The organism is Variovorax sp. P2_H12, assembly GCF_056403395.1.
On record NZ_JBFUFO010000004.1, the window covers coordinates 136,405 to 158,682 of the forward strand.

General features: G+C 68.6%; 24 protein-coding genes. 15 read left to right on the plus strand and 9 right to left on the minus strand.

Going from position 1 to position 22,278, the window contains the following annotated elements; translation table 11 throughout:
* The first annotated feature begins 44 nt into the window (after positions 1-44).
* On the plus strand, positions 45-968 hold the full coding sequence (argC, locus tag AC1DYK_RS04225; protein ID WP_478165111.1) for an N-acetyl-gamma-glutamyl-phosphate reductase: 924 nt from the start codon (positions 45-47) through the stop codon (positions 966-968).
* Positions 969-1,184: 216 nt separating this feature from the next.
* Here argC and recX read toward each other — a convergent pair whose 3' ends face one another.
* Together recX and recA are read right to left on the minus strand one after the other, a co-directional pair.
* The gene (gene recX / locus AC1DYK_RS04230; RefSeq protein WP_478165112.1) at positions 1,185-1,634 is read right to left on the minus strand and encodes a recombination regulator RecX; all 450 of its coding nucleotides are present in this window, start codon (positions 1,632-1,634) and stop codon (positions 1,185-1,187) included.
* Between the two features lie 10 nt (positions 1,635-1,644).
* Positions 1,645-2,775 (minus strand): recombinase RecA, encoded by a 1,131-nt coding sequence (gene recA / locus AC1DYK_RS04235; protein ID WP_478165113.1) that lies wholly within the window; start codon positions 2,773-2,775, stop codon positions 1,645-1,647.
* Positions 2,776-2,919: 144 nt separating this feature from the next.
* Here recA and AC1DYK_RS04240 point away from each other — a divergent pair, with 144 nt between their 5' ends.
* From AC1DYK_RS04240 to AC1DYK_RS04250, 3 genes are all read left to right on the plus strand, one after another.
* Positions 2,920-3,405 (plus strand): MarR family winged helix-turn-helix transcriptional regulator, encoded by a 486-nt coding sequence (locus tag AC1DYK_RS04240; protein ID WP_478165114.1) that lies wholly within the window; start codon positions 2,920-2,922, stop codon positions 3,403-3,405.
* A gap of 129 nt (positions 3,406-3,534) precedes the next feature.
* Positions 3,535-4,209 carry a response regulator gene (locus AC1DYK_RS04245; RefSeq protein WP_442284240.1) on the plus strand — a complete coding sequence of 225 codons (675 nt, stop codon included), beginning with the start codon at positions 3,535-3,537 and terminating at the stop codon, positions 4,207-4,209.
* Between the two features lie 84 nt (positions 4,210-4,293).
* Positions 4,294-5,700: a sensor histidine kinase N-terminal domain-containing protein gene (locus AC1DYK_RS04250; protein WP_478165153.1), complete on the plus strand. Its 1,407-nt coding sequence runs from the start codon at positions 4,294-4,296 to the stop codon at positions 5,698-5,700.
* Between the two features lie 9 nt (positions 5,701-5,709).
* Here the strand turns inward: AC1DYK_RS04250 and AC1DYK_RS04255 are convergent, their stop codons facing one another.
* From AC1DYK_RS04255 to AC1DYK_RS04265, 3 genes are read right to left on the minus strand one after another with little or no spacing between them, the layout of a single operon-like run.
* Positions 5,710-5,901, minus strand: a complete 192-nt coding sequence (locus AC1DYK_RS04255; protein WP_478165115.1) for a sporulation protein — start codon at positions 5,899-5,901, stop codon at positions 5,710-5,712.
* On the minus strand, positions 5,898-6,695 hold the full coding sequence (locus AC1DYK_RS04260) for a biotin--[acetyl-CoA-carboxylase] ligase (RefSeq protein ID WP_478165116.1): 798 nt from the start codon (positions 6,693-6,695) through the stop codon (positions 5,898-5,900). The genes AC1DYK_RS04255 and AC1DYK_RS04260 overlap by 4 nt, the downstream gene beginning before the upstream one ends.
* Before the next feature lie 2 nt (positions 6,696-6,697).
* Complete coding sequence (locus AC1DYK_RS04265; RefSeq protein WP_478165117.1) at positions 6,698-7,291, minus strand: SET domain-containing protein; 594 nt, start codon at positions 7,289-7,291, stop codon at positions 6,698-6,700.
* A gap of 239 nt (positions 7,292-7,530) precedes the next feature.
* On the opposite strand from AC1DYK_RS04265, the gene AC1DYK_RS04270 reads away from it, so the two are divergent.
* On the plus strand, positions 7,531-10,518 hold the full coding sequence (locus AC1DYK_RS04270; RefSeq protein ID WP_478165118.1) for a DNA topoisomerase III: 2,988 nt from the start codon (positions 7,531-7,533) through the stop codon (positions 10,516-10,518).
* 11 nt (positions 10,519-10,529) lie between these two features.
* The gene (locus tag AC1DYK_RS04275; RefSeq protein WP_478165119.1) at positions 10,530-10,691 is read left to right on the plus strand and encodes a hypothetical protein; all 162 of its coding nucleotides are present in this window, start codon (positions 10,530-10,532) and stop codon (positions 10,689-10,691) included.
* Positions 10,692-10,703: 12 nt separating this feature from the next.
* On the opposite strand, the gene AC1DYK_RS04280 is transcribed toward AC1DYK_RS04275, so the two are convergent.
* Positions 10,704-11,585, minus strand: coding sequence for a gamma-glutamyl-gamma-aminobutyrate hydrolase family protein (locus tag AC1DYK_RS04280; RefSeq protein WP_478157466.1), 882 nt, complete (start codon positions 11,583-11,585; stop codon positions 10,704-10,706).
* Between the two features lie 162 nt (positions 11,586-11,747).
* On the opposite strand from AC1DYK_RS04280, the gene AC1DYK_RS04285 reads away from it, so the two are divergent.
* Positions 11,748-12,803: a sugar phosphate isomerase/epimerase family protein gene (locus tag AC1DYK_RS04285; RefSeq protein WP_478165120.1), complete on the plus strand. Its 1,056-nt coding sequence runs from the start codon at positions 11,748-11,750 to the stop codon at positions 12,801-12,803.
* A 28-nt stretch (positions 12,804-12,831) separates the two neighbouring features.
* Here the strand turns inward: AC1DYK_RS04285 and AC1DYK_RS04290 are convergent, their stop codons facing one another.
* A complete protein-coding gene (locus AC1DYK_RS04290) occupies positions 12,832-13,917 on the minus strand; it encodes a S1C family serine protease (RefSeq protein ID WP_478165121.1) in 1,086 nt (361 codons plus the stop codon).
* A gap of 409 nt (positions 13,918-14,326) precedes the next feature.
* Between AC1DYK_RS04290 and AC1DYK_RS04295 the strand changes: the two genes are divergently transcribed.
* The 5 genes from AC1DYK_RS04295 to AC1DYK_RS04315 all read left to right on the plus strand — a co-directional run bounded on the left by AC1DYK_RS04295 (position 14,327) and on the right by AC1DYK_RS04315 (position 16,923).
* On the plus strand, positions 14,327-14,575 hold the full coding sequence (locus AC1DYK_RS04295; protein ID WP_478165154.1) for a hypothetical protein: 249 nt from the start codon (positions 14,327-14,329) through the stop codon (positions 14,573-14,575).
* A gap of 54 nt (positions 14,576-14,629) precedes the next feature.
* Complete coding sequence (gene infA, locus AC1DYK_RS04300) at positions 14,630-14,896, plus strand: translation initiation factor IF-1 (protein ID WP_286371838.1); 267 nt, start codon at positions 14,630-14,632, stop codon at positions 14,894-14,896.
* Positions 14,893-16,302, plus strand: a complete 1,410-nt coding sequence (dbpA, locus tag AC1DYK_RS04305) for an ATP-dependent RNA helicase DbpA (protein ID WP_478165122.1) — start codon at positions 14,893-14,895, stop codon at positions 16,300-16,302. The genes infA and dbpA overlap by 4 nt, the downstream gene beginning before the upstream one ends.
* 35 nt (positions 16,303-16,337) lie before the next feature.
* The gene (locus AC1DYK_RS04310) at positions 16,338-16,508 is read left to right on the plus strand and encodes a hypothetical protein (RefSeq protein ID WP_478090189.1); all 171 of its coding nucleotides are present in this window, start codon (positions 16,338-16,340) and stop codon (positions 16,506-16,508) included.
* A 91-nt stretch (positions 16,509-16,599) separates the two neighbouring features.
* Positions 16,600-16,923, plus strand: a complete 324-nt coding sequence (locus AC1DYK_RS04315) for a hypothetical protein (RefSeq protein WP_478157470.1) — start codon at positions 16,600-16,602, stop codon at positions 16,921-16,923.
* A gap of 6 nt (positions 16,924-16,929) precedes the next feature.
* Here the strand turns inward: AC1DYK_RS04315 and AC1DYK_RS04320 are convergent, their stop codons facing one another.
* A complete protein-coding gene (locus AC1DYK_RS04320; protein ID WP_478165123.1) occupies positions 16,930-17,616 on the minus strand; it encodes a TetR/AcrR family transcriptional regulator in 687 nt (228 codons plus the stop codon).
* Between the two features lie 181 nt (positions 17,617-17,797).
* Here AC1DYK_RS04320 and AC1DYK_RS04325 point away from each other — a divergent pair, with 181 nt between their 5' ends.
* The 3 genes from AC1DYK_RS04325 to AC1DYK_RS04335 all read left to right on the plus strand — a co-directional run bounded on the left by AC1DYK_RS04325 (position 17,798) and on the right by AC1DYK_RS04335 (position 19,975).
* Positions 17,798-18,706 carry a c-type cytochrome gene (locus tag AC1DYK_RS04325; protein WP_478165124.1) on the plus strand — a complete coding sequence of 303 codons (909 nt, stop codon included), beginning with the start codon at positions 17,798-17,800 and terminating at the stop codon, positions 18,704-18,706.
* A gap of 127 nt (positions 18,707-18,833) precedes the next feature.
* Positions 18,834-19,013: a hypothetical protein gene (locus AC1DYK_RS04330; protein ID WP_478165125.1), complete on the plus strand. Its 180-nt coding sequence runs from the start codon at positions 18,834-18,836 to the stop codon at positions 19,011-19,013.
* A 191-nt stretch (positions 19,014-19,204) separates the two neighbouring features.
* Complete coding sequence (locus AC1DYK_RS04335) at positions 19,205-19,975, plus strand: SGNH/GDSL hydrolase family protein (RefSeq protein ID WP_478165126.1); 771 nt, start codon at positions 19,205-19,207, stop codon at positions 19,973-19,975.
* 13 nt (positions 19,976-19,988) lie between these two features.
* Here the strand turns inward: AC1DYK_RS04335 and AC1DYK_RS04340 are convergent, their stop codons facing one another.
* Positions 19,989-22,277: an ATP-dependent DNA helicase gene (locus tag AC1DYK_RS04340; protein ID WP_478165127.1), complete on the minus strand. Its 2,289-nt coding sequence runs from the start codon at positions 22,275-22,277 to the stop codon at positions 19,989-19,991.
* Position 22,278 lies beyond the last annotated feature (1 nt).

Sequence of the window (22,278 nt, forward strand, 5' to 3'; positions counted from 1 at the left end):
TTGTGGTCAATACGTATTTACTCCCAAGCCACAAGAGGCTCCACATGCCCAAGGTCTTCATCGATGGCGAGGCCGGAACCACCGGCCTCCAGATCCGCGAGCGGCTCCAGACGATGCCGCAGATCGAACTCGTGAGCATCGCGCCCGAGCTGCGAAAGGACGTGGCCGCCAAGCGCGCGCTGATGGCCGGGGTCGATCTGGTCGTGCTGTGCCTGCATGACGACGCGGCGCGCGAATCGGTGGCGTTGATCGACCAGCTGGACGGGCGCCGCCCCAAGATCATCGACGCCTCGACCGCGCACCGCACGGCGCCCGGCTGGGTGTTCGGCTTCCCCGAGCTCATGGCCGGGCATGCGGATGCGGTGGCCAAGGCCGAGCGCGTGGCCAACCCCGGCTGCTACGCCACCGGTGCGATCGCCATCGTGCGTCCGCTGGTCGACGCCGGGCTGCTGCCGCCGGACTTCCCCATCGCCCTGCCCTCGGTCAGCGGCTATTCGGGCGGCGGCCGGACCATGATCGAGGCCTACGAAAAAGGCGAGGCGCCGCTGTTCGAGACCTACGCGCTGGGGCTCAAGCACAAGCACATCCCCGAGATCATGAAGTACACCGGCCTGACCCGCCGGCCGGTCTTCATCCCCTCGGTCGGCAACTTCAAGCAGGGCATGCTGGTGCAGCTGCCGCTGCACCTGGACGACCTGCCCGACCGCCCGACCGCGGCGCACCTGCACGATGCGCTGGCCGCGCACTACGCGAAGAGCAATACGCCGGAACGGTTCGTGAAGGTGCTGCCGCCCACGGCCGACGGCAAGATCGACGCGCTGGCGCTCAACGACACCAACGAACTCGAGATCCGCGTGTTCCCGAACGAGGACCATCGGCATGCGGTGGTCATCGCGCGGCTGGACAACCTGGGCAAGGGCGCCAGCGGCGCCGCGGTGCAGAACCTGAAACTGATGTTGAATATCTAGCTCGCCCCCAGGTTGCCCGCACTTCGTGTCGGGCACCCACCCCCTACCGGGGGCAACACCAGCGGCCCGGCGAAGCCGGTTCCACGGTAGAAATGTTGCTCGCCCCCAGGTTGGGCTCACTGCGTGTAGCCCGCCCACCCCCTACCGGGGGCAACACCAGCGGCCCGGCAAAGCCGGTTCCGCGGTGTTTCACCAACAAGGCCGGGCTGCGCCGGCCTATTCTTCGGGGTCGTGCCGCAGGACCTTGGCCACGATGGCACCGGCGAATCCCCTCGCCATCAGGAACCGAACTTGGCGGGCACGTTCGGTCGCATCCTGCGGCAGCGCGCCGAAGCGGCGCTTCCAGACTTCGAGCGCGCGATCGAACTCGCTGCCCTGCAGGCCGGCGACCGCCTCGGCCACCGCCTCGGGGGCGATGCCCTTGTGCAGCAATTCCTGGCGCACACGCGCCGCGCCCATGCGGGCCGCGCGCTGGTGCAGCACCGACTGCACCACCCTCGCCTCGCTGATGAAATCCTTGGCGGCCAGCTCGTCGAGGGCCCGGGCCAGGGTGCCGGGCTCTTCCTCGTATTTCTTGAGCTTGCGCTCGAGTTCGGCGCGCGAATGCTCGCGCTGGCTCAGGAGGCGCAGGGCGCGCCCCTTGAGCGACGGCGCACTGAAAGCCATGGCGGCCGGGTTACTTCTTGTCGGCCTTCTCGGCCTTCTCGGCCTTCTCGGCCTTCTCGGGCTTGTCGGCCTTCTCGACCGCCGCGTCGACGTTCGCCACCGCCTCGGCCAGCAGCGGAATGCCCAGCGATTCGCGCACCTTGTTCTCGATCTCGCGCGACAGCTCGGGGTTCTCGCGCAGGAATTCGCGCGCGTTGTCGCGGCCCTGGCCGATCTTCTCGCCGTTGTAGGCGTACCAGGCGCCGGACTTGTCGACGATCTTGGCATTGACGCCCATGTCGATGATCTCGCCTTCGCGGCTGATGCCCTCGCCGAACAGGATGTCGAACTCGGCCGTCTTGAAGGGCGGGCTGACCTTGTTCTTGACCACCTTGACCTTGGTCTCGTTGCCGATCGCCTCGTCGCCCTTCTTGATGGTGCCGATGCGGCGGATGTCCAGCCGCACCGAGGCGTAGAACTTCAGCGCATTGCCGCCGGTGGTGGTTTCGGGCGAGCCGAACATCACGCCGATCTTCATGCGGATCTGGTTGATGAAGATGACCATGCAGTTGGTCTTCTTGATCGTGGCGGTGAGCTTGCGCAGCGCCTGGCTCATCAGGCGGGCCTGCAGGCCGGGCAGCGAGTCGCCCATCTCGCCTTCGATTTCGGCCTTGGGGGTGAGCGCGGCGACCGAGTCGACGACGATCAGGTCGACCGCACCCGAGCGCACCAGCGAATCGACGATCTCGAGCGCCTGCTCGCCGGTGTCGGGCTGGCTGATCAGCAGGTCGGACAGGTTGACGCCGAGCTTCTGGGCATATTGCACGTCGAGCGCATGCTCGGCATCGACGAAGGCGCAGGTGCCGGCCTGGCGTTGCATCTCGGCGATGACCTGCAGGGTGAGCGTGGTCTTGCCCGAGGATTCAGGACCGTAGATCTCGATCACGCGGCCGCGCGGCAGGCCGCCGACGCCGAGCGCGATGTCCAGGCCCAGCGAGCCGGTGGATACCACCTGGATGTCTTCCAGCGCCTCGCCTTCGCCGAGCCGCATGATCGTGCCCTTGCCGAACTGCTTTTCGATCTGGGCCAGCGCGGCCTGGAGGGCCTTGGCCTTTTCGCTGTTGGCGACCGAGATGCTTGCGCCTTTGACGACTGCGTCCATGTGAGAACTCCTTGAATATCAACGGGTTGCGGGAAATTCATCCCGCTGCTTTTAATTACAGGCTGGATGCTTGAACAGTAGTGTAGGGGCGGATTGATCCAGAAAAATCCAATTTTTGATCAGTTTGCTTTACTATCGACTGTCATGTCCGGCACGCAATTTCCGATCGACCACGACGCCTGGCGCCAGACCCACCTGGGCCGCCTGCTGGGCCACGCGATGCGGCGCTTCGACGAGCGGGTGCTGGCGCTGATGGCGCATGACGCCGGGGCGCCGCTGGCGCTGTCGAACCTCGCGGCGCGCGCGCAGGTGAGCGCCGCCCACATCCACATCACGCGCCATCTGGCGCGCGACGGCTCGCGGCTGACCGAACTGGCCGAGCGGGCCGGCATGACCAAGCAGGCGATGGGCGCCCTGGTCGACCAGTGCGAGGCCTGGGGGCTGGTGCAGCGCGGGCCCGATCCGCTCGATGCCAGGGCGCGGCGGGTGCTGTTCACCACCGACGGCCTGGCCTGGCTCGAGGCCTTCCGCAGCGCCGTGGCGCAGGCCGAGGAGGAATTCCGCGCCAGCGTCGGCAGCGAGATCGCCACCGTGGTAACCATTGGACTCGAGGCGTACACGGCGGCCTAGAATCTGAAGGGGCTTGGCGCGACCAAGTCCAGGAACCCCGCGGAACCGGCTCCGCCGGGCCGCTGGGGTTGCCCCCGGAGAGGGGGTGCAGAGCCACACGAAGTGGGCGAGGCTGGGGGTGAGCCTAGGATGCGAATACTGATTGCAGAAGATGACCAGGTTCTGGCCGATGCCCTGCTGCGCAGCCTGCGCACCTCGGGTTCGGCGGTCGACCACGTCGCGACCGGCTCGCAGGCCGATGCCGCGCTGATGACCAACCGGGAGTTCGACCTGCTGATTCTCGACCTCGGCCTGCCCAACATGCATGGCCTCGAGATCCTCAAGCGGCTGCGCGCCCGCGGCTCGCAGCTGCCGGTGCTGGTGCTGACCGCGGCCGACAGCGTCGAGGAACGGGTCAAGGGCCTGGACTACGGCGCCGACGACTACATGGCCAAGCCCTTCTCGCTGCAGGAACTCGAGGCGCGGGTGCGCGCCCTCACGCGGCGTGGCATGGGCGGCACCAGCAACGCGATCAAGCACGGCCCGCTGGTCTACGACCAGGCCGGCCGGGTCGCGACCTTCGACGGCAAGATGCTCGAGCTGTCGGCGCGCGAGCTCGGTCTGCTCGAGGTGCTGCTGCAGCGCGCCGGACGGCTGGTGAGCAAGGACCAGCTCGTCGAGCGCCTGTGCGAATGGGGCGAGGAGGTGAGCCTCAATGCGATCGAGGTCTACATCCACCGCCTGCGCAAGAAGATCGAGAAGGGGCCGGTGCGCATCGCCACGGTGCGCGGGCTCGGCTATTGCCTCGAAAAGATCCCCTCGTAGCCGGCCCCGCTCCGTCCGGCCAGACGCTTGGTAAAACTCTTTCAGCGCGCGCAGCGCTCTCTCTTCGGCGAGATCCTCGACTGGATGCTCACGCCGCTGCTGCTGCTGGTGCCGGTCAGCATCGGCGTCACCTGGCTGGTGGCGCAGGGCATCGCGAACGCGCCCTTCGACCGGGCGCTGGAATCCAACATCCAGACCCTGGCCCGGCTGGTCGACGCGGACAACGGCCAGATCAAGTTCGTGCTGCCGCAGCCGGCGCGCGAGATCCTCGGCAGCGACGACATCGACCAGGTCTACTACCAGCTGCTCGACGGCCACGGCACGCTGCTGAGCGGCGAGCGCGACGTGCCGTTCCCGGGCACGGACGACCCGCCGGTGCCGGGCGTGGTCTACCTGCGCGACGGCCAGATGCACGGCCGCCAGGTGCGGATCGCCTCGCTCTGGGTCGCCGGCAGCACGCCCGACGCGCCGTTCGCGCTGCTGCAGGTGGCCGAGACCCGCGAGAAGCAGTCGGTGCTGGCCACCGAGATCATCAAGGGCGTGCTGCTGCCGCAATTCGCGATCCTGCCGCTGGCGGTGCTGCTGATCTGGCTGGCGCTGGTGCGAGGCATCAAGCCGCTGTCGGTGGTCGAGGCGCGCATCCGCGAGCGCAAGCCGGGCGACTTGAGCCCGCTGGACGAATCCTCGGTGCCGCTCGAAGTGGTGCCGCTGGTGCTGTCGGTCAACGACCTGCTGAGCAAGCTCAACGACTCGATCGGCACCCAGAAGCGCTTCCTTGCCGACGCCGCGCACCAGCTCAAGACGCCGCTGGCGGGCCTGCGCATGCAGGCCGACCTGGCCCAGCGCGAGGGCGCCAATGCCGACGAACTCAAGCAGTCGCTCAAGCAGATCGGCCGCGCCAGCGTGCGCGCCACGCACACGGTCAACCAGTTGCTGTCGCTGGCCCGCGCGGAGGGCAGCGGCGCCGCCATCGGGCGCCAGCCCTGCGACCTGGCGCGACTCACGATCGAGGTGGTGCGCGAGGCCGTGCCGCGCGCCATCGACAAGCGCATCGACCTGGGCTACGAGGGCGCGGAGGCGGGCTCGCCCGGCGTGGTGTTCGAAGGCAATCCGACGCTGCTGAAGGAGCTGGTGCGCAACCTGGTCGACAACGCGATCAATTACACGCCGTCGGTGCCCGAGCGGCCCGGCGTGATCACCGCGCGGGTGCTGGCCGATCCCTTCGGCCACGTGCTCGTGCTGCAGGTCGAGGACAACGGCCCCGGCATCGCGGCGCACGAGCGCGAGCTGGTGTTCGAGCCCTTCTACCGGGTGCTCGGTAACGAGGCCGACGGCTCCGGCCTGGGGCTGCCGATCGTGCGCGAGATCGCGCGCCAGCACCACGCGATCGTGCGGCTGGAAGACGCGCACCCGGGCCAGCAGCCGCCGGGGACGCTGGTGAGCCTGCGGATCGATGCCAATCCCCACGCCCGGGACCGCGCGGGGTCCTAGGGGGCCCGGTCAGGGTTTGGCGGGCGGCGGATTCTTGCGGATCTGCAGCATCTGCGGCCGGACCTGCTGCTGCAGGCGCTGCGGCTCGGTCTCGCTGAAGCGCGCGGGCTCGGCGCCGAACAGGGCAAACGCGCCGCGGGTCCAGGCGAAATAGCCCAGGTTGGCGACCAGCAGGGCGACCACGACCAGGCGCAGGATCATGGCGGCACGCGCAGCGGGCGGACGCTGACTTCGGCGCTGCTGATGCTCTTGACGCCATCGGCGGTGCGCACCAGCAGCTCGCCGCCCCAGCCGACGCCTTCGCAGTGGCCCTCGGTGCCGTCGCTCAGGCGCACGTCGCGCCCGCGCAGAAGATCGCGCTCGGCGAAGCGGGCCGCGAAGGGCACGAATCCGCGCTCGTTGAAGAGCTGCACGTCGCGCACCAGCGGCTCGACGATCTCGCGCAGCACCTCGCCGGGTGCCGCGGCCGGACGCCATTCCTTCAGCCAGGCCGGCGGCGTGCTCAGGCCAGCGGCTTCGCGCGGGCCGATGTTGATGCCGATGCCGATCACCAGGTAGCGCTCGAGCGCGTCGGGCTGGAGCAGGGCGGTCTCGATCAGGATGCCGCCGAGCTTGCGCTCCTGCACCCAGAGGTCGTTGGGCCACTTGAGCGCCAGGCCGGCGCTGTGCGACGGGTCCAGGCTCTGGGCGACGCTGGCACCAACCGCGAGCGAGAGGCCCGACCAGTCCCGCGGTGCCAGCGACAGGCCGAGCGAGAAGGTCAGCGAGGCGGGTTCCCGGGCGTCCTGCGCGCTCTGCCAGGGCCGGCCGAGCCGGCCGCGCCCGGCAGTCTGGCGCTCGGCCACGAGCAGCACCGCGCCGGTTTCACCATCGCGCGAGCGGCGCATCAGCTCGCTGTTGGTCGAGTCGATTTCGGCCACCACCTCGACGCGCAGGCCGGGCAGCAAGGGTGCCAGGCTCTGCGCGATCTCGTCCTCGAACCAGGGTGCGGCCATGTTCAGCGCTTGTCGGTTTCGGCCTTCTTCTTGCCGGCCTTCTTTTCAGACTTCTTCGAGGACTTCTTGTCGCTCTTCTTGTCCTTCTTCTTGCTTTTCTTCTTCTTGCCCTTCTTGCCCTCGTCGTCGTCCTTGGGCGCCAGCAAGGTCCCGCGGCATTGCTCCGAGCCGCACCAGCACGGGAAATCGGCCTTCAGCTTCTTCGTGTAGGGCTCGTCGATGACCAGGCCGTAGTCGTAGCTGAGCTCTTCGCCGGCGGCGATGTTGCGCAGCGCCTTGATGAAGACGCGGCCATCCTGCTCGTCGGCCTCGCAGCTCGGCTCGCACGAATGATTGATCCAGCGCGAGGCGTTGCCGTCGACGTTGCCGTCGATCACGCGGTCGTCATCGATGTGGAAGTAGAAGGTGTGGTGGGGCTGGGCGGGGTCGTGCGGGTGGCGGCGCAGCGCTTCCTCCCACGAGATGATCTCGCCCTTGTATTCGATGAGCGTTTCGCCTTCCGCAATATCCTGCACGGCAAAGACGCCGTTGCCATGGACGCTGGAACGCCGGGTCTGGATTCGGCGGCCGCCGGAAGTGGGGGATTTGGAGGGCATCGCCGAAGTCTGTTAGTTTGAATATGTACGCATGCGCGTGCGCGTACGCACGCGAGAAGCGCCAGATTGTAAAGAGATGGCCCCCACGCTCCCCACTTCGTGTGGTTCGCTGCCCCCCGAGGGGGCCGCAGGCCGCCTTGGGGCGGCCCGGCCCCCGTGCCCCCCTCGCCCTACGGCAAGGGGAGCGGGGTAGCCAGGGTCTGGTGCGGGCGGGTGAAAAGAATGAATAGGATTCGCAGATGAAAACTTTGGTGATTGCAGAAAAGCCTTCGGTGGCCCAGGACATCGTGCGCGCGCTCACGCCGGTGGCCGGCAAGTTCGACAAGCACGACGAGCACTTCGAGAACGAGAAGTACGTCGTGACGAGCGCCGTCGGCCACCTGGTGGAGATCCAGGCGCCCGAGGAGTTCGACGTCAAGCGCGGCAAATGGAGCTTCGCCAACCTGCCGGTCATCCCGCCGCGCTTCGACCTGAAGCCGGTCGACAAGACCAAGACCCGGCTCAACGCGGTGGTCAAGCAGGCCAAGCGCAAGGACGTGACCCAGCTCGTCAACGCCTGCGACGCGGGGCGCGAGGGCGAGCTGATCTTCCGCCTGATCGAGCAGTACGCCGGCGGCAAGGCGCCGCTGGGCAAGCCGGTCAAGCGCCTGTGGCTGCAATCGATGACGCCGCAGGCGATCCGCGACGGCTTCGATCAGCTGCGCACCGAACAGCAGATGCAGGGCCTGGCCGATGCGGCGCGCTCGCGCTCCGAGGCCGACTGGCTGGTCGGCATCAATGGCACCCGGGCCATGACCGCGTTCAATTCGCGCGACGGCGGCTTCTTCCTGACCACCGTGGGCCGGGTGCAGACGCCGACGCTGTCCGTGGTGGTCGAGCGCGAGGAGAAGATCCGCAAGTTCGTGAGCCGCGACTACTGGGAGGTGCACGGCCGCTTTGCGGCCGAGGCGGGCGAGTATCCGGGCAAGTGGTTCGATCCGAATTGGAAGAAGCCGCCGCCCGGCCCCGATGGCGTGCCCGACCCCGAGCAGCGTGCCGACCGGGTCTGGAACGAGCGCGAGGCGCGCGAGATCGCCGACGCCGCGCGCGGCAAGCCGGCCACGGTCACCGAGGAAAGCAAGCCCACCACCAGCGCCTCGCCGCTGCTGTTCGACCTGACCTCGCTGCAGCGCGAGGCCAACGGCCGCTTCGGCTTCAGCGCCAAGACCACGCTGGCGCTGGCGCAGAGCCTGTACGAACGCCACAAGGCGCTGACCTACCCGCGGACAGACTCGCGCGCGCTGCCCGAGGACTACCTGCCGGTGGTCAAGGACACGATGAAGATGCTGGCCACGAGCGGCATGAAGCATCTCGCGCCCTTCGCCCAGCAGGCGGTCGACAACAACTACGTGAAGCCGTCGAAGCGCATCTTCGACAACGCCAAAGTCAGCGATCACTTCGCAATCATCCCGACCCTGCAGGCCCCGAGCGGCCTGTCCGACGCCGAGCAGAAGCTCTATGACTTCGTGGTGCGCCGCTTCATGTCGGTGTTCTTCCCGAGCGCCGAATATCAGGTCACGACGCGCATCAGCACGGTGGAGCAGGGCGGCAAGAAGTATCCGTTCCGCACCGACGGCAAGGTGCTCGTGAAGGCCGGCTGGCTCGCGATCTGGGGCAAGGAAGCCGAGGACGACGAGAAGGAAGAGGACAAGGACGGCAAGCGCCTGGTGCCGGTCAAGCCCGGCGAAGTGGTGAAGGCCGAATCGGCCGATCCCAAGGGCCTGAAGACCCGGCCGCCGGCGCGCTATTCCGAAGCCACGCTGCTCGGCGCCATGGAAGGCGCGGGCAAGACCATCGACGACGACGAACTGCGCGAGGCGATGCAGGAGAAGGGCCTCGGCACGCCGGCCACGCGGGCGGCCACGATCGAAGGCCTGCTGGCCGAGAAGTACATGATCCGCGAAGGCCGCGAGCTGATCCCGACCGCCAAGGCCTTCCAGCTCATGACGCTCTTGCGCGGGCTCGGCGTGGAGGAGCTCTCCAAGGCCGAACTGACCGGCGAGTGGGAGTACAAGCTGGCGCAGATGGAGCACGGCAAGCTCAGCCGCGAAGCCTTCATGCGCGAGATCGCCGAGATGACGGAACACATCGTCAAGAAGGCCAAGGAATACGACCGCGACACCGTGCCGGGCGACTACGCCACGCTGGCCACACCCTGCCCGAATTGCGGCGGCGTGGTGAAGGAGAACTACCGCCGCTACAGCTGCACCGGCAAGCCGGGCGCTGGCGCAAGCGCCGACGCCCTTCGGCTTGCACAGGACGCCGCCGGCCAAGCCGGCAGCGAACCTTGCGGCTTCTCGTTCGGCAAATCGCCGGCCGGCCGCACCTTCGAAGTGGCCGAGGCCGAGGCGCTGCTGCGCGACAAGCACATCGGCCCGCTGGAAGGCTTCCGCTCCAAGGCCGGCTGGCCGTTCACCTCCGAGATCGTGCTCAAGTTCGACGAGGAAGCGAAGAACTGGAAGCTGGAGTTCGATTTCGGCGACGACAAGAATGCCGAAAGCGGCGAGATCGTCGACTTCAGCCAGCAGGACACAGTGGGGCCATGCCCGGTCTGCGGCGCGCCGGTGTTCGACCACGGCAGCAACTACGTCTGCGAGAAGTCGGTGCCGACCAACGAGCAGCCGACGCCGAGCTGCACCTTCAAGACCGGCAAGATCATCCTGCAGCAGCCGGTGGATCGGGCCCAGGTCGAGAAGCTGCTGGCCACCGGCAAGACCGACCTGCTCGACAAGTTCGTCTCGATGCGCACGCGCCGGCCCTTCAAGGCCTTCCTGGCCTGGAACAAGGACGAGGGCAAGGTGGCGTTCGAGTTCGAGCCGCGCACCAGCAAGTTCCCGCCGCGCAAGACCTTCGCCAAGGCGGCGCCCGCCGCAGCGAAGAAGGCGGCCGCGAAGGCACCGGCGGCGAAGAAGGTGGCGGCCAAGAAAGCTGCGGCACCGAAGGCGCCGCGCAAGCCCGGTGCCGGCCTCAAGCCCAGCGACGCGCTGGCCGCGGTGATCGGCGCCGAACCGGTGGCGCGCACCGAGGTCATCAAGAAGCTGTGGGACTACATCAAGGCCAACGGCCTGCAGGACGCGGCCAACAAGCGCGCCATCAATGCCGATGCCAAGCTCAAGCCGGTGTTCGGCAAGGACCAGGTCACCATGTTCGAGCTGGCCGGCATCGTCGGCAAGCACCTGAGCGCATGAAAGGGATCCGCATGAAGAAACTCGTCGCCGTGGGGTTCGCCGCCGCGCTGTGCCTGCTCGCAGGCTGCGCTTCGCGCGGGCCCGCGGGTGAGGGCGCCACGGCCGCCGGCGGCAGCGGCATCACCGTGTTCGGCACGGTGGACGCCGCGGTCAGCGGCTACAAGAACCGCTAGGGCCTGTTCGCTCTAGCGCCTCAGCAGCGCCTGCCGCAGCAGCCGTGCCGCGCGATTGCGGATGCGTCCCGGCGCGCTGCGCAGCGGCCCCTTGGGGCTGACCTTCGCCGTCGCGCAGGCCCACAGGAAGTCCTGCAGGATGGCGGTGTCGTCCACCGTGTCGGTGGCGCCGTAGGTGTGGAACTCCGGGTGCCACTGGGTCGCGGCGATGTAGCTGCGTCCACGGTCGGCCTTGCGCCGGATGGCTTCGGGAATCCGGTCGGGGATGCTCCAGGCGTCGACCTCGAAGCCGGGCGCGAGATCCTTCACGCCCTGGTGATGGATGCTGTTGACGCGCGCGCTCTCCATGCCCGGATAGAGTTTCGACAGCCTCGAGCCGGGCGTGATGCTGATCTCGTGGTAGTTCTGGTCGTAGGCCACGGCGTCGCGATGCTGCTGGCCGTTGGGATGCTGGGCCTCGATGTCCTGGTACAGCGTGCCGCCGAAGGCCACGTTGATCAGCTGCAAGCCGCGACAGACGCCGAAGATCGGCTTGCCGGCCTGCTCGAAGGCCTCGACCAGCGCCAGGTCGTAGAGGTCGCGGAGACGGTCGCCGACCCAGGCGTCCTTGAGCGGCACCTCGCCGTAGCTGCCGGGCCAGACATCGGCGCCGCCGTGCATCACGACGCCGTCGAGCCATTCGGCGTAGTGCGAGAGCTTGGTGTCGCCGCGCGCGGTCTCGCCGGTCGGGCAGGGCACCATGACGACCATCGCGCCGGCCGACATCAGCCAGTGCGCGATCGACTGCTCGACATACTGCAGCGTCTTGTTGGTGAACAGCGAGCGCGTCGGGTCGGCGTGGGAGAAGCAGGCCGACAAGCCGATCTTGAGTCGTCCGGAAACGGTTTGTGACATCGCGTTCGGGGCTGCGCACGCCGCGTCACCCTCGGTTGAGCTGAAGCGGCCATTGTGGAGCGTTCCGAAGGCTCGTGCATGGCGATGGCAAATCGGCCGCGACATCCGAACACATGCCGCGATAGCATCGTCGGCATCCCCCTCATGACCAGGAGACCACGCATGAAGACCATCAAGGGCCCGGCCATCTTCCTGGCCCAGTTCACCGGCGACGACGCCCCCTTCAACTCGCTGGACGCCATCGCCGGCTGGGCTTCGGGCCTCGGCTACAAGGGGGTGCAGATACCGAGCTGGGACAGCCGCATCTTCGATCTCCGGAAGGCCGCGCAAAGCAAGACCTACTGCGACGAAGTGAAAGGCACCCTGGCCGGCCACGGCCTCGAGATCACCGAGCTGTCGACCCACCTGCAAGGCCAGCTGGTGGCGGTGCATCCGGCCTACGACGCGGGCTTCGACGGCTTCGCGGCGGCCGAGGTCCGCAACGATCCGGTCAAGCGGCAGCAGTGGGCGGTCGAACAGCTGCGCTACGCGGCGCAGGCCTCGGCCCACCTCGGGTTGACCGCGCACGCGACCTTCTCGGGCGCGCTGGCCTGGCCTTACCTCTACGCGTGGCCGCCGCGCCCGGCCGGCCTGATCGAAGAGGCCTTCGACGAGTTGGCGCGGCGCTGGAGGCCGATCCTCGACGCGTTCGACGAGGCCGGCGTGGACGTCTGCTACGAGATCCATCCGGGCGAGGACCTGCACGACGGCGTCACCTACGAGATGTTCCTCGAACGCGTGGGCAACCATCCGCGCGCCTGCCTCCTGTACGACCCGAGCCATTTCGTGCTGCAGCAGCTGAACTATCTGGACTACATCGACCATTACCACGAGCGCATCAAGATCTTCCACGTGAAGGACGCCGAGTTCAATCCCACCGGCAAGCAGGGCGTCTACGGCGGCTTCCAGCCCTGGATCCGCCGGGCCGGACGCTTCCGCTCGCTGGGCGATGGGCAGGTCGATTTCGGCGCCATCTTCTCGAAGCTGGCGGCCTGCGACTTTCCGGGCTGGGCGGTGCTGGAGTGGGAGTGCTGCCTCAAGCACCCCGAGGACGGTGCACGCGAGGGCGCCGAGTTCATCGCCCGCCACATCATCCGCGTGGCCGAGCGCGCCTTCGACGATTTCGCCGCTGGCGGCACCGACACGGCGGGCAACCGGAAGATGCTCGGCCTCGGCTGAGGGCGCCGCCAGGGCCTGTGAACAGGCCCTAGATACCCTCGGGCTTGCGCAGCGTCTGCATGCGATCGACCGCATGCACCTTGACCTTGCGGATCTCCGAGCCCTGCTGCACCGTGAGCTCCACGTCCGCCTCGGCGTCCGGCCGGGTCCAGAGCTGCTTGTAGAAGGCCTCGAGCGTCGAGACCTGCACGCCGTCGATCTCCAGCACCACGTCGCCGGGCTGCAGGCCGGCGGCGAGCGCCGGCCCCGAGCGATCGACGCGCACGATCTCCACATGGCCGCCGCGCTCCGAGGACGAGACGCCGAGCCAGGGCCGCACGCTGGCGCGCGTGCGGCCAGTGGACTGCATCTCGGCCAGCACCGGGCGCAGCAGATCGACCGGCACGAACATGTTCCCCGGCAGGGTGCGATCGGGGCCGGCCGCCTCGAGCACGAACAGGCTGCCGACGCCCAGCAACTCGCCGTTGCGGTTGAAGAGCGAGGCGCCGCTGTGGTTGGCGACCGGCGGGCTGGTGAAGACCGCGGCCTCGATGTGGTACTCCCAGTAGCCCGAGAAAGGGCGTGTCCCGACCAGCCGCGTGAAGCCCACCTCGGTGCCGCTGTTGCTGCCGGTGGCGACCAGCAGCGGCTCCCCGGGCTGCAGGGTCGCGACACCCGCCAGCGGCACCGGCTCGATGCCGCGCAGCGGCACCAGCGGCCGCACCAGCGCGAAGCCGGTGGCGAGGTCATAGGCCACCTGGCGCGCCGGCAGCGTGCGGTCGTCCTGCGTCACGATCTCGATAGTCTCGGCCTCCAGCAGCAGGTAGCCGATGGTGAGGATGAGCCCGTCGGCCCCGATCACCACGCCCGAACCCCAGCGCTGCTGGCCCAGGCTGTCGGCCGAAGTCGCGCCTTCGGTGGCGGCGACCTTCAGCGCGACGACCGCATCACCGGCGCGCCGGAGGGCCTGCACCTGGGCGCTGGACGCGGCGGCAGGGGAAGGGGTCGCCGCAGTCGCCGGCGGCGTGGCCGGCAAGGCCAGAAGCAATGCGGCGGCACCCAGCAGGGAGGCCAGCCGCGTGGGCGTCAGCCATGGGAAACGCGGCAACCGGACAGATGGCGCTGTGACTTGCATGGCCGCGCTCCTTGGAACGGTGGTCCCGCCATGGTGCGCCGCAAGCGCCCCCGTCGCAAGCCCGGCGGCAGGTGGCGCGAAAGCCACCCGCAGCCCTGTCACAGAGATGAAATAGCAACTGTCGTGCCAGATCGGTTAGAATCCGGGGTTCGTTTCGATTTAACGACGAAGCACTTTCGTCACTTGCCGGCTGGCCTGGAATCTCCAGGCCCAACATTGAAAGCCGGCACCCACAGTGTGTTGGAGCGCCAGACCGGGCGCCCAAGATTTGCCACCACTGCCTTCGTACTTTGTTGAAGCGAACAGCGCGCTGTCCGCTCCGGTGGGCGCCATATCCGGCCGGCCTGCGCTCGTTTTATTCAAATTCAATTTCAGCATTCCGCGGCGTCGCGGGGTGCCAAGGCTTTCGATGGACATCATTCAACACAGCATCGCAGTGGGCAAGTACCTTGTCTCGCCGCTCATCAAGGATCTGGACGACGGCCGCTTTGCGGCATCGGTCTCGATCCGATCCGGCCGCGGCAGCGGCACGCACGACCGCGTGATGCGTTTCACGCCCCGTTTTGCCAGCCACGGCGCGGCCGTCCGCTACGCGATCGACCAGGGGTTGGGCTGGATTCGCGAACGCAGCGTCGCGCACACACCTTGCGCCGCTTGATTCCGCATACCGATTTCCTATCCAATTACGACAAACCCATTCAAAAGGTAATTCATGCCCAAGGAAGAACTGATCGAAATGAACGGCGCCGTGACCGAAGTGCTGCCTGACTCGCGCTACCGCGTCACGCTCGACAACGGCCACCAGCTGATCGCCTACAGCGGCGGCAAGATGCGCAAGCACCACATCCGCATCCTGGCCGGCGACAAGGTGTCGCTCGAGCTGTCGCCCTACGACCTGACCAAGGGCCGCATCACGTTCCGGCACCTGGAACGCCGCGGTCCCCCGCCGGTCGGCGGCAACAACTCGCAGCGCCGTTGACCGTCCCCGTGACCGGTCCCGCCACCGATTTCGCCACGCTGCCGCTTTCGCCGCAGGCGCTGGCGAACCTGACGCAGCTCGGCTATCTGCAGATGACGCCGATCCAGGCAGCCAGCCTGCCGGTGGCGCTGCTCGGCAAGGACCTGATCGCGCAAGCCAAGACCGGCAGCGGCAAGACCGCCGCCTTCGCGCTGGCACTGCTGGCCAACCTCAATCCGCGGCGCTTCGCGGTGCAGGCCATGGTCCTGTGCCCGACGCGCGAGCTCGCCGACCAGGTGACGACCGAGATCCGCCGCCTGGCGCGGGCCGAGGAAAACGTCAAGGTGGTCACGCTCTGCGGCGGCGTCGCGCTGCGCGGGCAGCTCGCGAGCCTGGAGCACGGCGCCCACATCGTGGTCGGCACGCCGGGCCGGATCATGGATCACCTCGAACGCGCCAGCCTGGACCTCTCGGCCCTCAACACGCTGGTGCTCGACGAAGCCGACCGCATGCTCGACATGGGCTTCTTCGACGACATCGCCAAGGTCGCGCGGCTGTGCCCCAAGGAGCGCCAGACGCTGCTGTTCTCGGCCACCTACCCCGAAGGCATCGCCAAGCTCAGCGCGCAGTTCATGAAGAACCCGCAGCAGATCACGGTGCAGGCGCAGCACGAGGAAGGCAAGATCCGCCAGCGCTGGTACCAGGTGAAGAACACCGAGCGCCTGCACGCCGTGAGCCTGCTGCTGAGCCACTTCCGGCCGCAGAGCACGCTGGCCTTCTGCAACACCAAGCAGCAGTGCCGCGACCTGGTCCAGGTGCTGCAGGCCCAGGGCTTCAGCGCGCTGGCCCTGTTCGGCGAGCTCGAGCAGCGCGAGCGCGACCAGGTGCTGGTGCAGTTCGCCAACCGCAGCTGCTCGGTGCTGGTGGCGACCGACGTCGCTGCGCGCGGCCTCGACATCGCCGACCTCGAGGCGGTGATCAACGTCGACGTCACGCCTGACTCCGAGATTCACATCCACCGCATCGGCCGCACCGGCCGCGGCGATGCCGAGGGCCTGGCGCTGAACCTGGCCAGCATGGACGAGATGGGCAGCGTCGGCAAGATCGAGCAGCTTCAGGGCCGCGAGTCCGAATGGCATCCGCTGGCCGAGCTCACGGCCGACAGCGCCGCGCCGCTGCAGCCGCCGATGGCCACGCTGCAGATCATCGGCGGCCGCAAGGAGAAGATCCGCGCCGGCGACGTGCTGGGCGCGCTGACCGGCGAGGCCGGCTTCACGAAAGAGCAGGTCGGCAAGATCAACGTCAACGAGTTCTCCACCTACGTGGCGGTCGACCGGCGCATTGCGCGCGAGGCCGTGCACAAGCTTTCCACCGGCCGCGTCAAGGGCAAGACCGTCAAAGTGCGGCTGCTCGACGATGTGGCCTAATCACGTCCTTCGATTTCTTTTTATCCGAGCTTTCCATGCCCAAGAAAATCCGCACCGAGGCAGACCGCATTGCCACCCCCAAGCCCGTTCCGATGCCTGGCTACAACGTCCCCAAGTCGGGTGGCGGCCAGAAGGTCAGCCTGGAGCGCGGCACCGCGACCCGCAGCAAGAAGAACCCGGGCAAGCGGGCCAAGAAGGGCGGCTGATCGCCTCCTCCCGAGCGGGCCGCGCGCCTTGCGCCGTCCCCTCGCCGAAACGCGCCTCCGGGCGCGTTTTTCATGGGCGCCTTGCTGAATCATGTCCGACGACTACCAGATCGACATCCCGCCTTCGTTCTTCGCGGTCTACACGGACGCCAGGCAGCGCCTGGCTGAACCGATCGCGGTGGTGCGCGCGCGCTACGAGGTCTGCGAGGACCTCGCCAACCACCTGGTGCAGCACGCCCAGCTGCTGCACCACGTCGAGGTGCCGTCGGAAGACGAGATCCTGCGGCGCATCCACGACGGCCTGAGTTCGCCCGATGCCGGGGTCTCGGCCGGCGAGGCGTGCTGGATCGTGCTGCGGCTGGCCGAGCTGCTGGGCTGGCCATGCCCGCCGCTCGGCGAGCCGGGCGCAGCGTAGGCCGGCTCAGAGTCCGCTGCGCTGGGCCCGGGCCGCGGTCTTCCGGGGCGCCGGCGCGGCAGCCGCGCTCATCCCGGGAAATGGCGGCAGCGGGCGCTGGGCGACCGCCTTCGCGTCGGCCCACGCCATGCCCAGCCCGCGCAGCACGCAGGCCGCGACTTCGCGACCGTGGTGCGAGGCTGCGCCACCGTGCGCCACCGTGCGCATGGCCTGCGACACGGTGCCGTTGATCAGGTCCATCGCCGCCGTTTCGCCGGGGATCCGAAAGGCCTTCTGCTTCACGCCCAGGCGCAGGTCGGCCAGCGCGTAGTCGCGGATCTCGAGCAGCATTTCCGGCGCGGCGATCGATACGTCCAGCATCATCAGCGCCCACCGCGGGCTCTCCTCGGCCAGCCAGATGTAGCGCTGGACGCCGATGGCCATGCGCTGGGCGCCTTCTTCGACCCCCTGCTGGCTGTCCGTGATGCGGCGGCACAGCGTGTCGGCCAGTAGCAGCGCAACCCCGCTGGCGACCTCTTCCTTGGTTTTGAAGTGGTTGTAGACCGTGGCGGTGGTCATGGCCGCGACGCCCGCGATCTCCTGCATCGTCGCATCGGCGTAGCCGCGGGCGCTGAAGACCTTGATCGCCGCCTGGACCAGCTGGACCCGCGTGCGCTCGCGCTTGAGCAGGCCGGGCTGCGGAGGCCGCCACACACTTTTGGCCAGGTCCTCTGGCAAAGGTGATATTGACGGTAGGCCGAAATTTACGCCATCATCCATTTTTATACATGTGGACCATTTTTGGCCCATTCATTCATTTAAGAGAGTTTGCCATGCCTCTTGATCTCCGCCTTGTTCATCTGGTCTTTGAAGTGCGCAGCGCGCAGGTGGCCCGGTGACCGCGACCAGCAGGCGCTGGCTCATGCGCATCGTGCTGGCGCTCGTGGCGCTGGTCGCGCTCGCCGCGGCGGGGCTGTTCGCCGGCGACCAGCTCGCCCGCCAGAAAATGCAGCGCAAGGTCGAGGTCGCGGTGAAGGGCGTGGCCTTCCGCGACGACGCTGCGGCCGTCGAACGCGGGCGCTACCTCTTCGCCTCGCGCGGCTGCGTCGACTGCCACGGCGCGCATGGCGGCGGCAAGGTGTTCCTCGACGACGGCAAGGGCATGCTCATCAAGGGGCCCAACATCAGCCCCGGCCCTGGCAGCGTCGTGGCCGGCTACACGGCGGCCGACTGGGAGCGCTCGATCCGCCATGGCGTGAATCCCGTGGGCCGGGCGCTGATGGTGATGCCGAGCGAGGACTACAACCGCCTGACCGACGACGACCTGGCCGCGCTGGTCGCGCATTTGCGCCACATGGCGCCCGCGACCGGCGGCGGCCCTGTGGTCGCCCTGCCGCTGCCGGTGCGGGCCTTCTACGGCTTCGGCCTGATGCAGGATGCCGCGGCCAAGATCGACCACACGCGTCCGTCCGAGCCGCCGGTGCCCGAAGGCGTGACGCTCAAGCACGGCGCCTATGTCGCGAACATGTGCCTGGGCTGCCACGGCGAGAAGCTCAACGGCGGCAAGATCCCCGGCGGCCCGCCCGATTGGCCGGCCGCAGCCAATCTCACGCCCGGCGAGGGCACGGCCATGGCGCGCTATGCCGACGCGCAGGCCTTCCAGAAGCTGTTCAAGAGCGGCAGCCGCCCCGACGGCACGCCCGTGCAGGTGATGCCCTTCGGATCGCTGCGCGAGATGAGCGACGTGGACGTGCGGGCGCTGTTCCTGTACTTGAAGAGCCTGCCGCCGAGCCCCCACGGCTAGGGGGCGCCGAAGCGCTTGCCACGTCGGCCCGTCCGGGCGGGGGTGCAGCAGCTAAGAGAAAACGATAGCAGCGCATCCCGGCGCAGGCCGACTACGATGCGTTGCATCGACCCGATGGAGCCTGGCCATGAGCAACGAACTGCGCAACAAGCTGCACGAACTGCAGGAGCTGTCGACCAATGCCCCCGATGCCTCGACAGGCGCCATCATCGAGGCGCTGCGGCTGCAGACCGCGATCCTCAACGAACGGCTGTTCTGCATCGAACTGCAGCTCAACGAGCTGACCAAGCGCACCGACCCGGCCTGAAGGGCGGTGTTCAAGCCAGGAACACCGCGGAACCGGCTCCGCCGGGCCGCTGGTGTTGCCCCCGGTAGGGGGTGGGAGGGCTACACGCAGTGAGCGCGACCTGGGGGCGAGCCAAGTTCAGCCATTCGGCCGCTTCCTACAACGGCCGCGATCGGCTACCTTTACGCTAACCGACGTATCGAGGAGCGATCGTGAACCGAAAGAATCTGGCCGCCTGTACCGGCCTTTCCCTCCTGGTCGGTTTCGCGGCCGCCACCGCGGGCTACGCGGCCCTGCACCTGCGGGCGTCGAACCGGCTGGCACGACGGGCCCATCCGTTCGAGCGCTGCGCCGAGCCGGAGGGTGCGCGCCTGCTGGTGGTCGGCGACAGCACGGCGGGAGGCGCCGGCGCCAGCGACCCGGACCGCAGCCTGCCGGGCCTGCTGTCGCGTGCCAACCCGTCGCTGACCGTGGTCAACAGGGCCATGCCGGCGGCGCGCTACGAGGACATCCTGACGCAGCTCGACGGCGACGAGCGCTTCGACGCGGTGCTGATCCTCGGCGGCGCCGACGACGTGCTCCGCGCCACGCGCGACGCCGCCTTGCGCGACAGCGTCCGGCGCGTGGCGCAACGCGCGCGGGTGCGCTCGGAGATGGTGGTCTTCATGCCGCCCGGCAACCTCGGCAACCTGCGCTTCTTCCTGCCGCCCTGGAACTGGTGGATGACCTACCGGACGCGCCGGCTCCAGGCCATCGTCGCCGAGGTGGCCGAAGCCAACGGCGCGCGCCATGTGTCGCTCTTCATGGAACGCGAGGACGATCCTTTCGCGCGCCATCCGGGACGCCTCAGCGCCCGCGACGGCCTGCATCCGAACGACGCCGGCTACGAACTCTGGCAACGCGAGCTCGAGACCCAGGCGCAACTGTCGGCCAGGCTCAGGAAAATCGGCCGCAGCGCCGCGGTGCGTGGTCCGGTGATCTGATCCGGCGGCGCTTTCAGCGCCCCACCGCGAACACCGGCTGCACCTGCCACCAGGCCGGCAACAGTGCGCGGATCTCCTGCCGCGCGAAACGGTCGTCCAGCAGGTAGAGCACGCCCGCATCGGTCTCGCTGCGAATCACCCGACCGGCCGCCTGCACCACCTTCTGCAGGCCCGGATAAACGTAGGTGTACTCGTAGCCGTCGCCGAACATCGCGTCCATGCGCTCGCGCATCACCTCGTTCGGCTCGTTGTGCTGCGGCAGGCCCAGGCTGGCGACGAAGGCGCCGACCAGGCGGTCGCCAGGCAGGTCGACGCCTTCGCCGAAGGCGCCGCCGAGCACCGCGAAGCCGACCCCCTGGCCGCCCGGCGCGAAGCGCGCCAGGAAGGCATCGCGCTCGGCTTCGCGCATGCCGCGCGACTGGCTCCAGGCCGGCACGGCCGGGTGCCGCGCCGCAAAGGCGGCCGAGGCGCTGGCCAGGTAGTCGAAGCTGCTGAAGAAAGCCAGGTAGTTGCCCGGGCGCTGCGCGAACTGCGCCGCGATGAGGTCGACGAGCGCATCCAGCGACCGGTCGCGGTCGCGAAAGCGCGTCGACAGGTCCATCGCCACCCGCACCGTGAGCTGCTCGCTGCGAAAGGGCGAGCCGACGTCCAGCGTCGCCGTGTCCTCGGGCAGGCCCAGCGTGTCGCGGTAGAAGGAAAAGGGCGCCAGCGTGCCCGAGAAGCAGGCGGCCGAGACGGCATCGGCGAAACGGCTCTGGAGGAAGGGAGCGGGCACCAGGTTGCGGATCGCCAGGCCCCGCACACCGTCCACGCCCAGCGTCGCCTCGAAGACCGAGTGCTTGCCGAAGCTGTCGGCCAGCCGGGCGAACTGGAGCAGGTCGAAGAAGCACTGGTGCAGCGCGCCCGGCGGCTCGTCGGGGCGCGCCGTGAAGTGCTCGGCCATGAGCGAGACCGCCTCCTGCAGCGCCCGCGCGAAGCGCTCGGGGATCTGGTCATGGGGCTGATAGGCGGCGACCTGCTCGCGTTGCAGCAAGCGCCATTCGCGCTCCAGGTTGCCCAGCGATTTCCGGATCGTCGGCGGCGCCTTGGCCCGCACCGCCTCGAGCGCCGGCGCCTCGAGCTGGGCCGAGTACATGCCGCGAGCGCGGTCCAGCAGGTTGTGCGCCTCGTCGACCAGCAGGGCGACGCGCCATTCCTCGTCCTTCGTGAGCGCATAGAGAAATGCACTGCCATCGAAATAGTAGTTGTAGTCGCCCACCACCACGTCGCTCCAGCGCACCAGCTCCTGCGCCAGGAAGTAGGGGCAGACCTGGTGCGTGAGCGCGATGCCGCGCAGCGCGTCGCGGTCGAGCCAGGCGGCCTGCACGGCTTCGCTGCGGGCGGAGGGCAGGCGGTCGTAGAAGCCCCGTGCCCGCGGGCAGTCGTCGCCGTTGCAGGCCCGCCCGGGGTACTCGCAGACCTTCTCGCGCGCCGTCAGTTCCAGCACGCGCAACGGGACGCGCCCGCGGTCCAGGGTGTGCAGCGCGCCCAGCGCGACCGCGCGGCCCGAGGTCTTCGCGGTCAGGAAGAAGATCTTGTCGAGCTTCTGCCCCGGCCGCGCCTTGAGCAGCGGGAACAACGTGGCGACGGTCTTGCCGATTCCGGTGGGCGCCTGGGCGAGCAGGTGGCGGCCCGACGTCGCCGAGCGGTAGACGGACTCGGCCAACTCGCGCTGGCCCGACCGGAACTCGCCGTGCGGGAAGCTCAGCGCGCCGAGTGCGGCGTCGATGCCCGCGCGGTGGCTCGCCTCCTGTTCGGCCCAGGCGAGGTAGCGGCCGCAGAGCCTCTCGAAGTGTTGGCGCAGGTCGTCGCGCGTGGCTGATTCCTCGAGCACCGCTTCCTTCTCGGTGCCGAGGTCGAGGTAGACCAGGGCCACGTCGAGCGCGGGCAGCGCATCGCGCTCGCACAGCATCCACGCGTAGCTGCGGGCCTGAGCCCAATGGAGCGCGCGATGGTTGGCCTTGATGCGATCGAAATCGCCGCGGTAGGTCTTGATCTCCTCCACCCGCCGCCGCCGCGGGTCGTAGCCGTCGACGCGGCCGCGCACCAGCAGGGGGCCGAAACGCGACGACAGCCCGACTTCGCTTTCGTAGTCCAGCCCGCGCCGGGATTGCACCAGCCGGTGGCCGGCCTGGCCCTCCTGGGCGCTGGGCGCGGGCACGAAGCGCAGATCGAGATCGCCGGCCTTGGCGGCGAAGGCGCACAGCGTGCGGACGGAGACCGTGAGCGACGCGGCGGGCGAGGTGGGAGGGAGGGCGGCCATG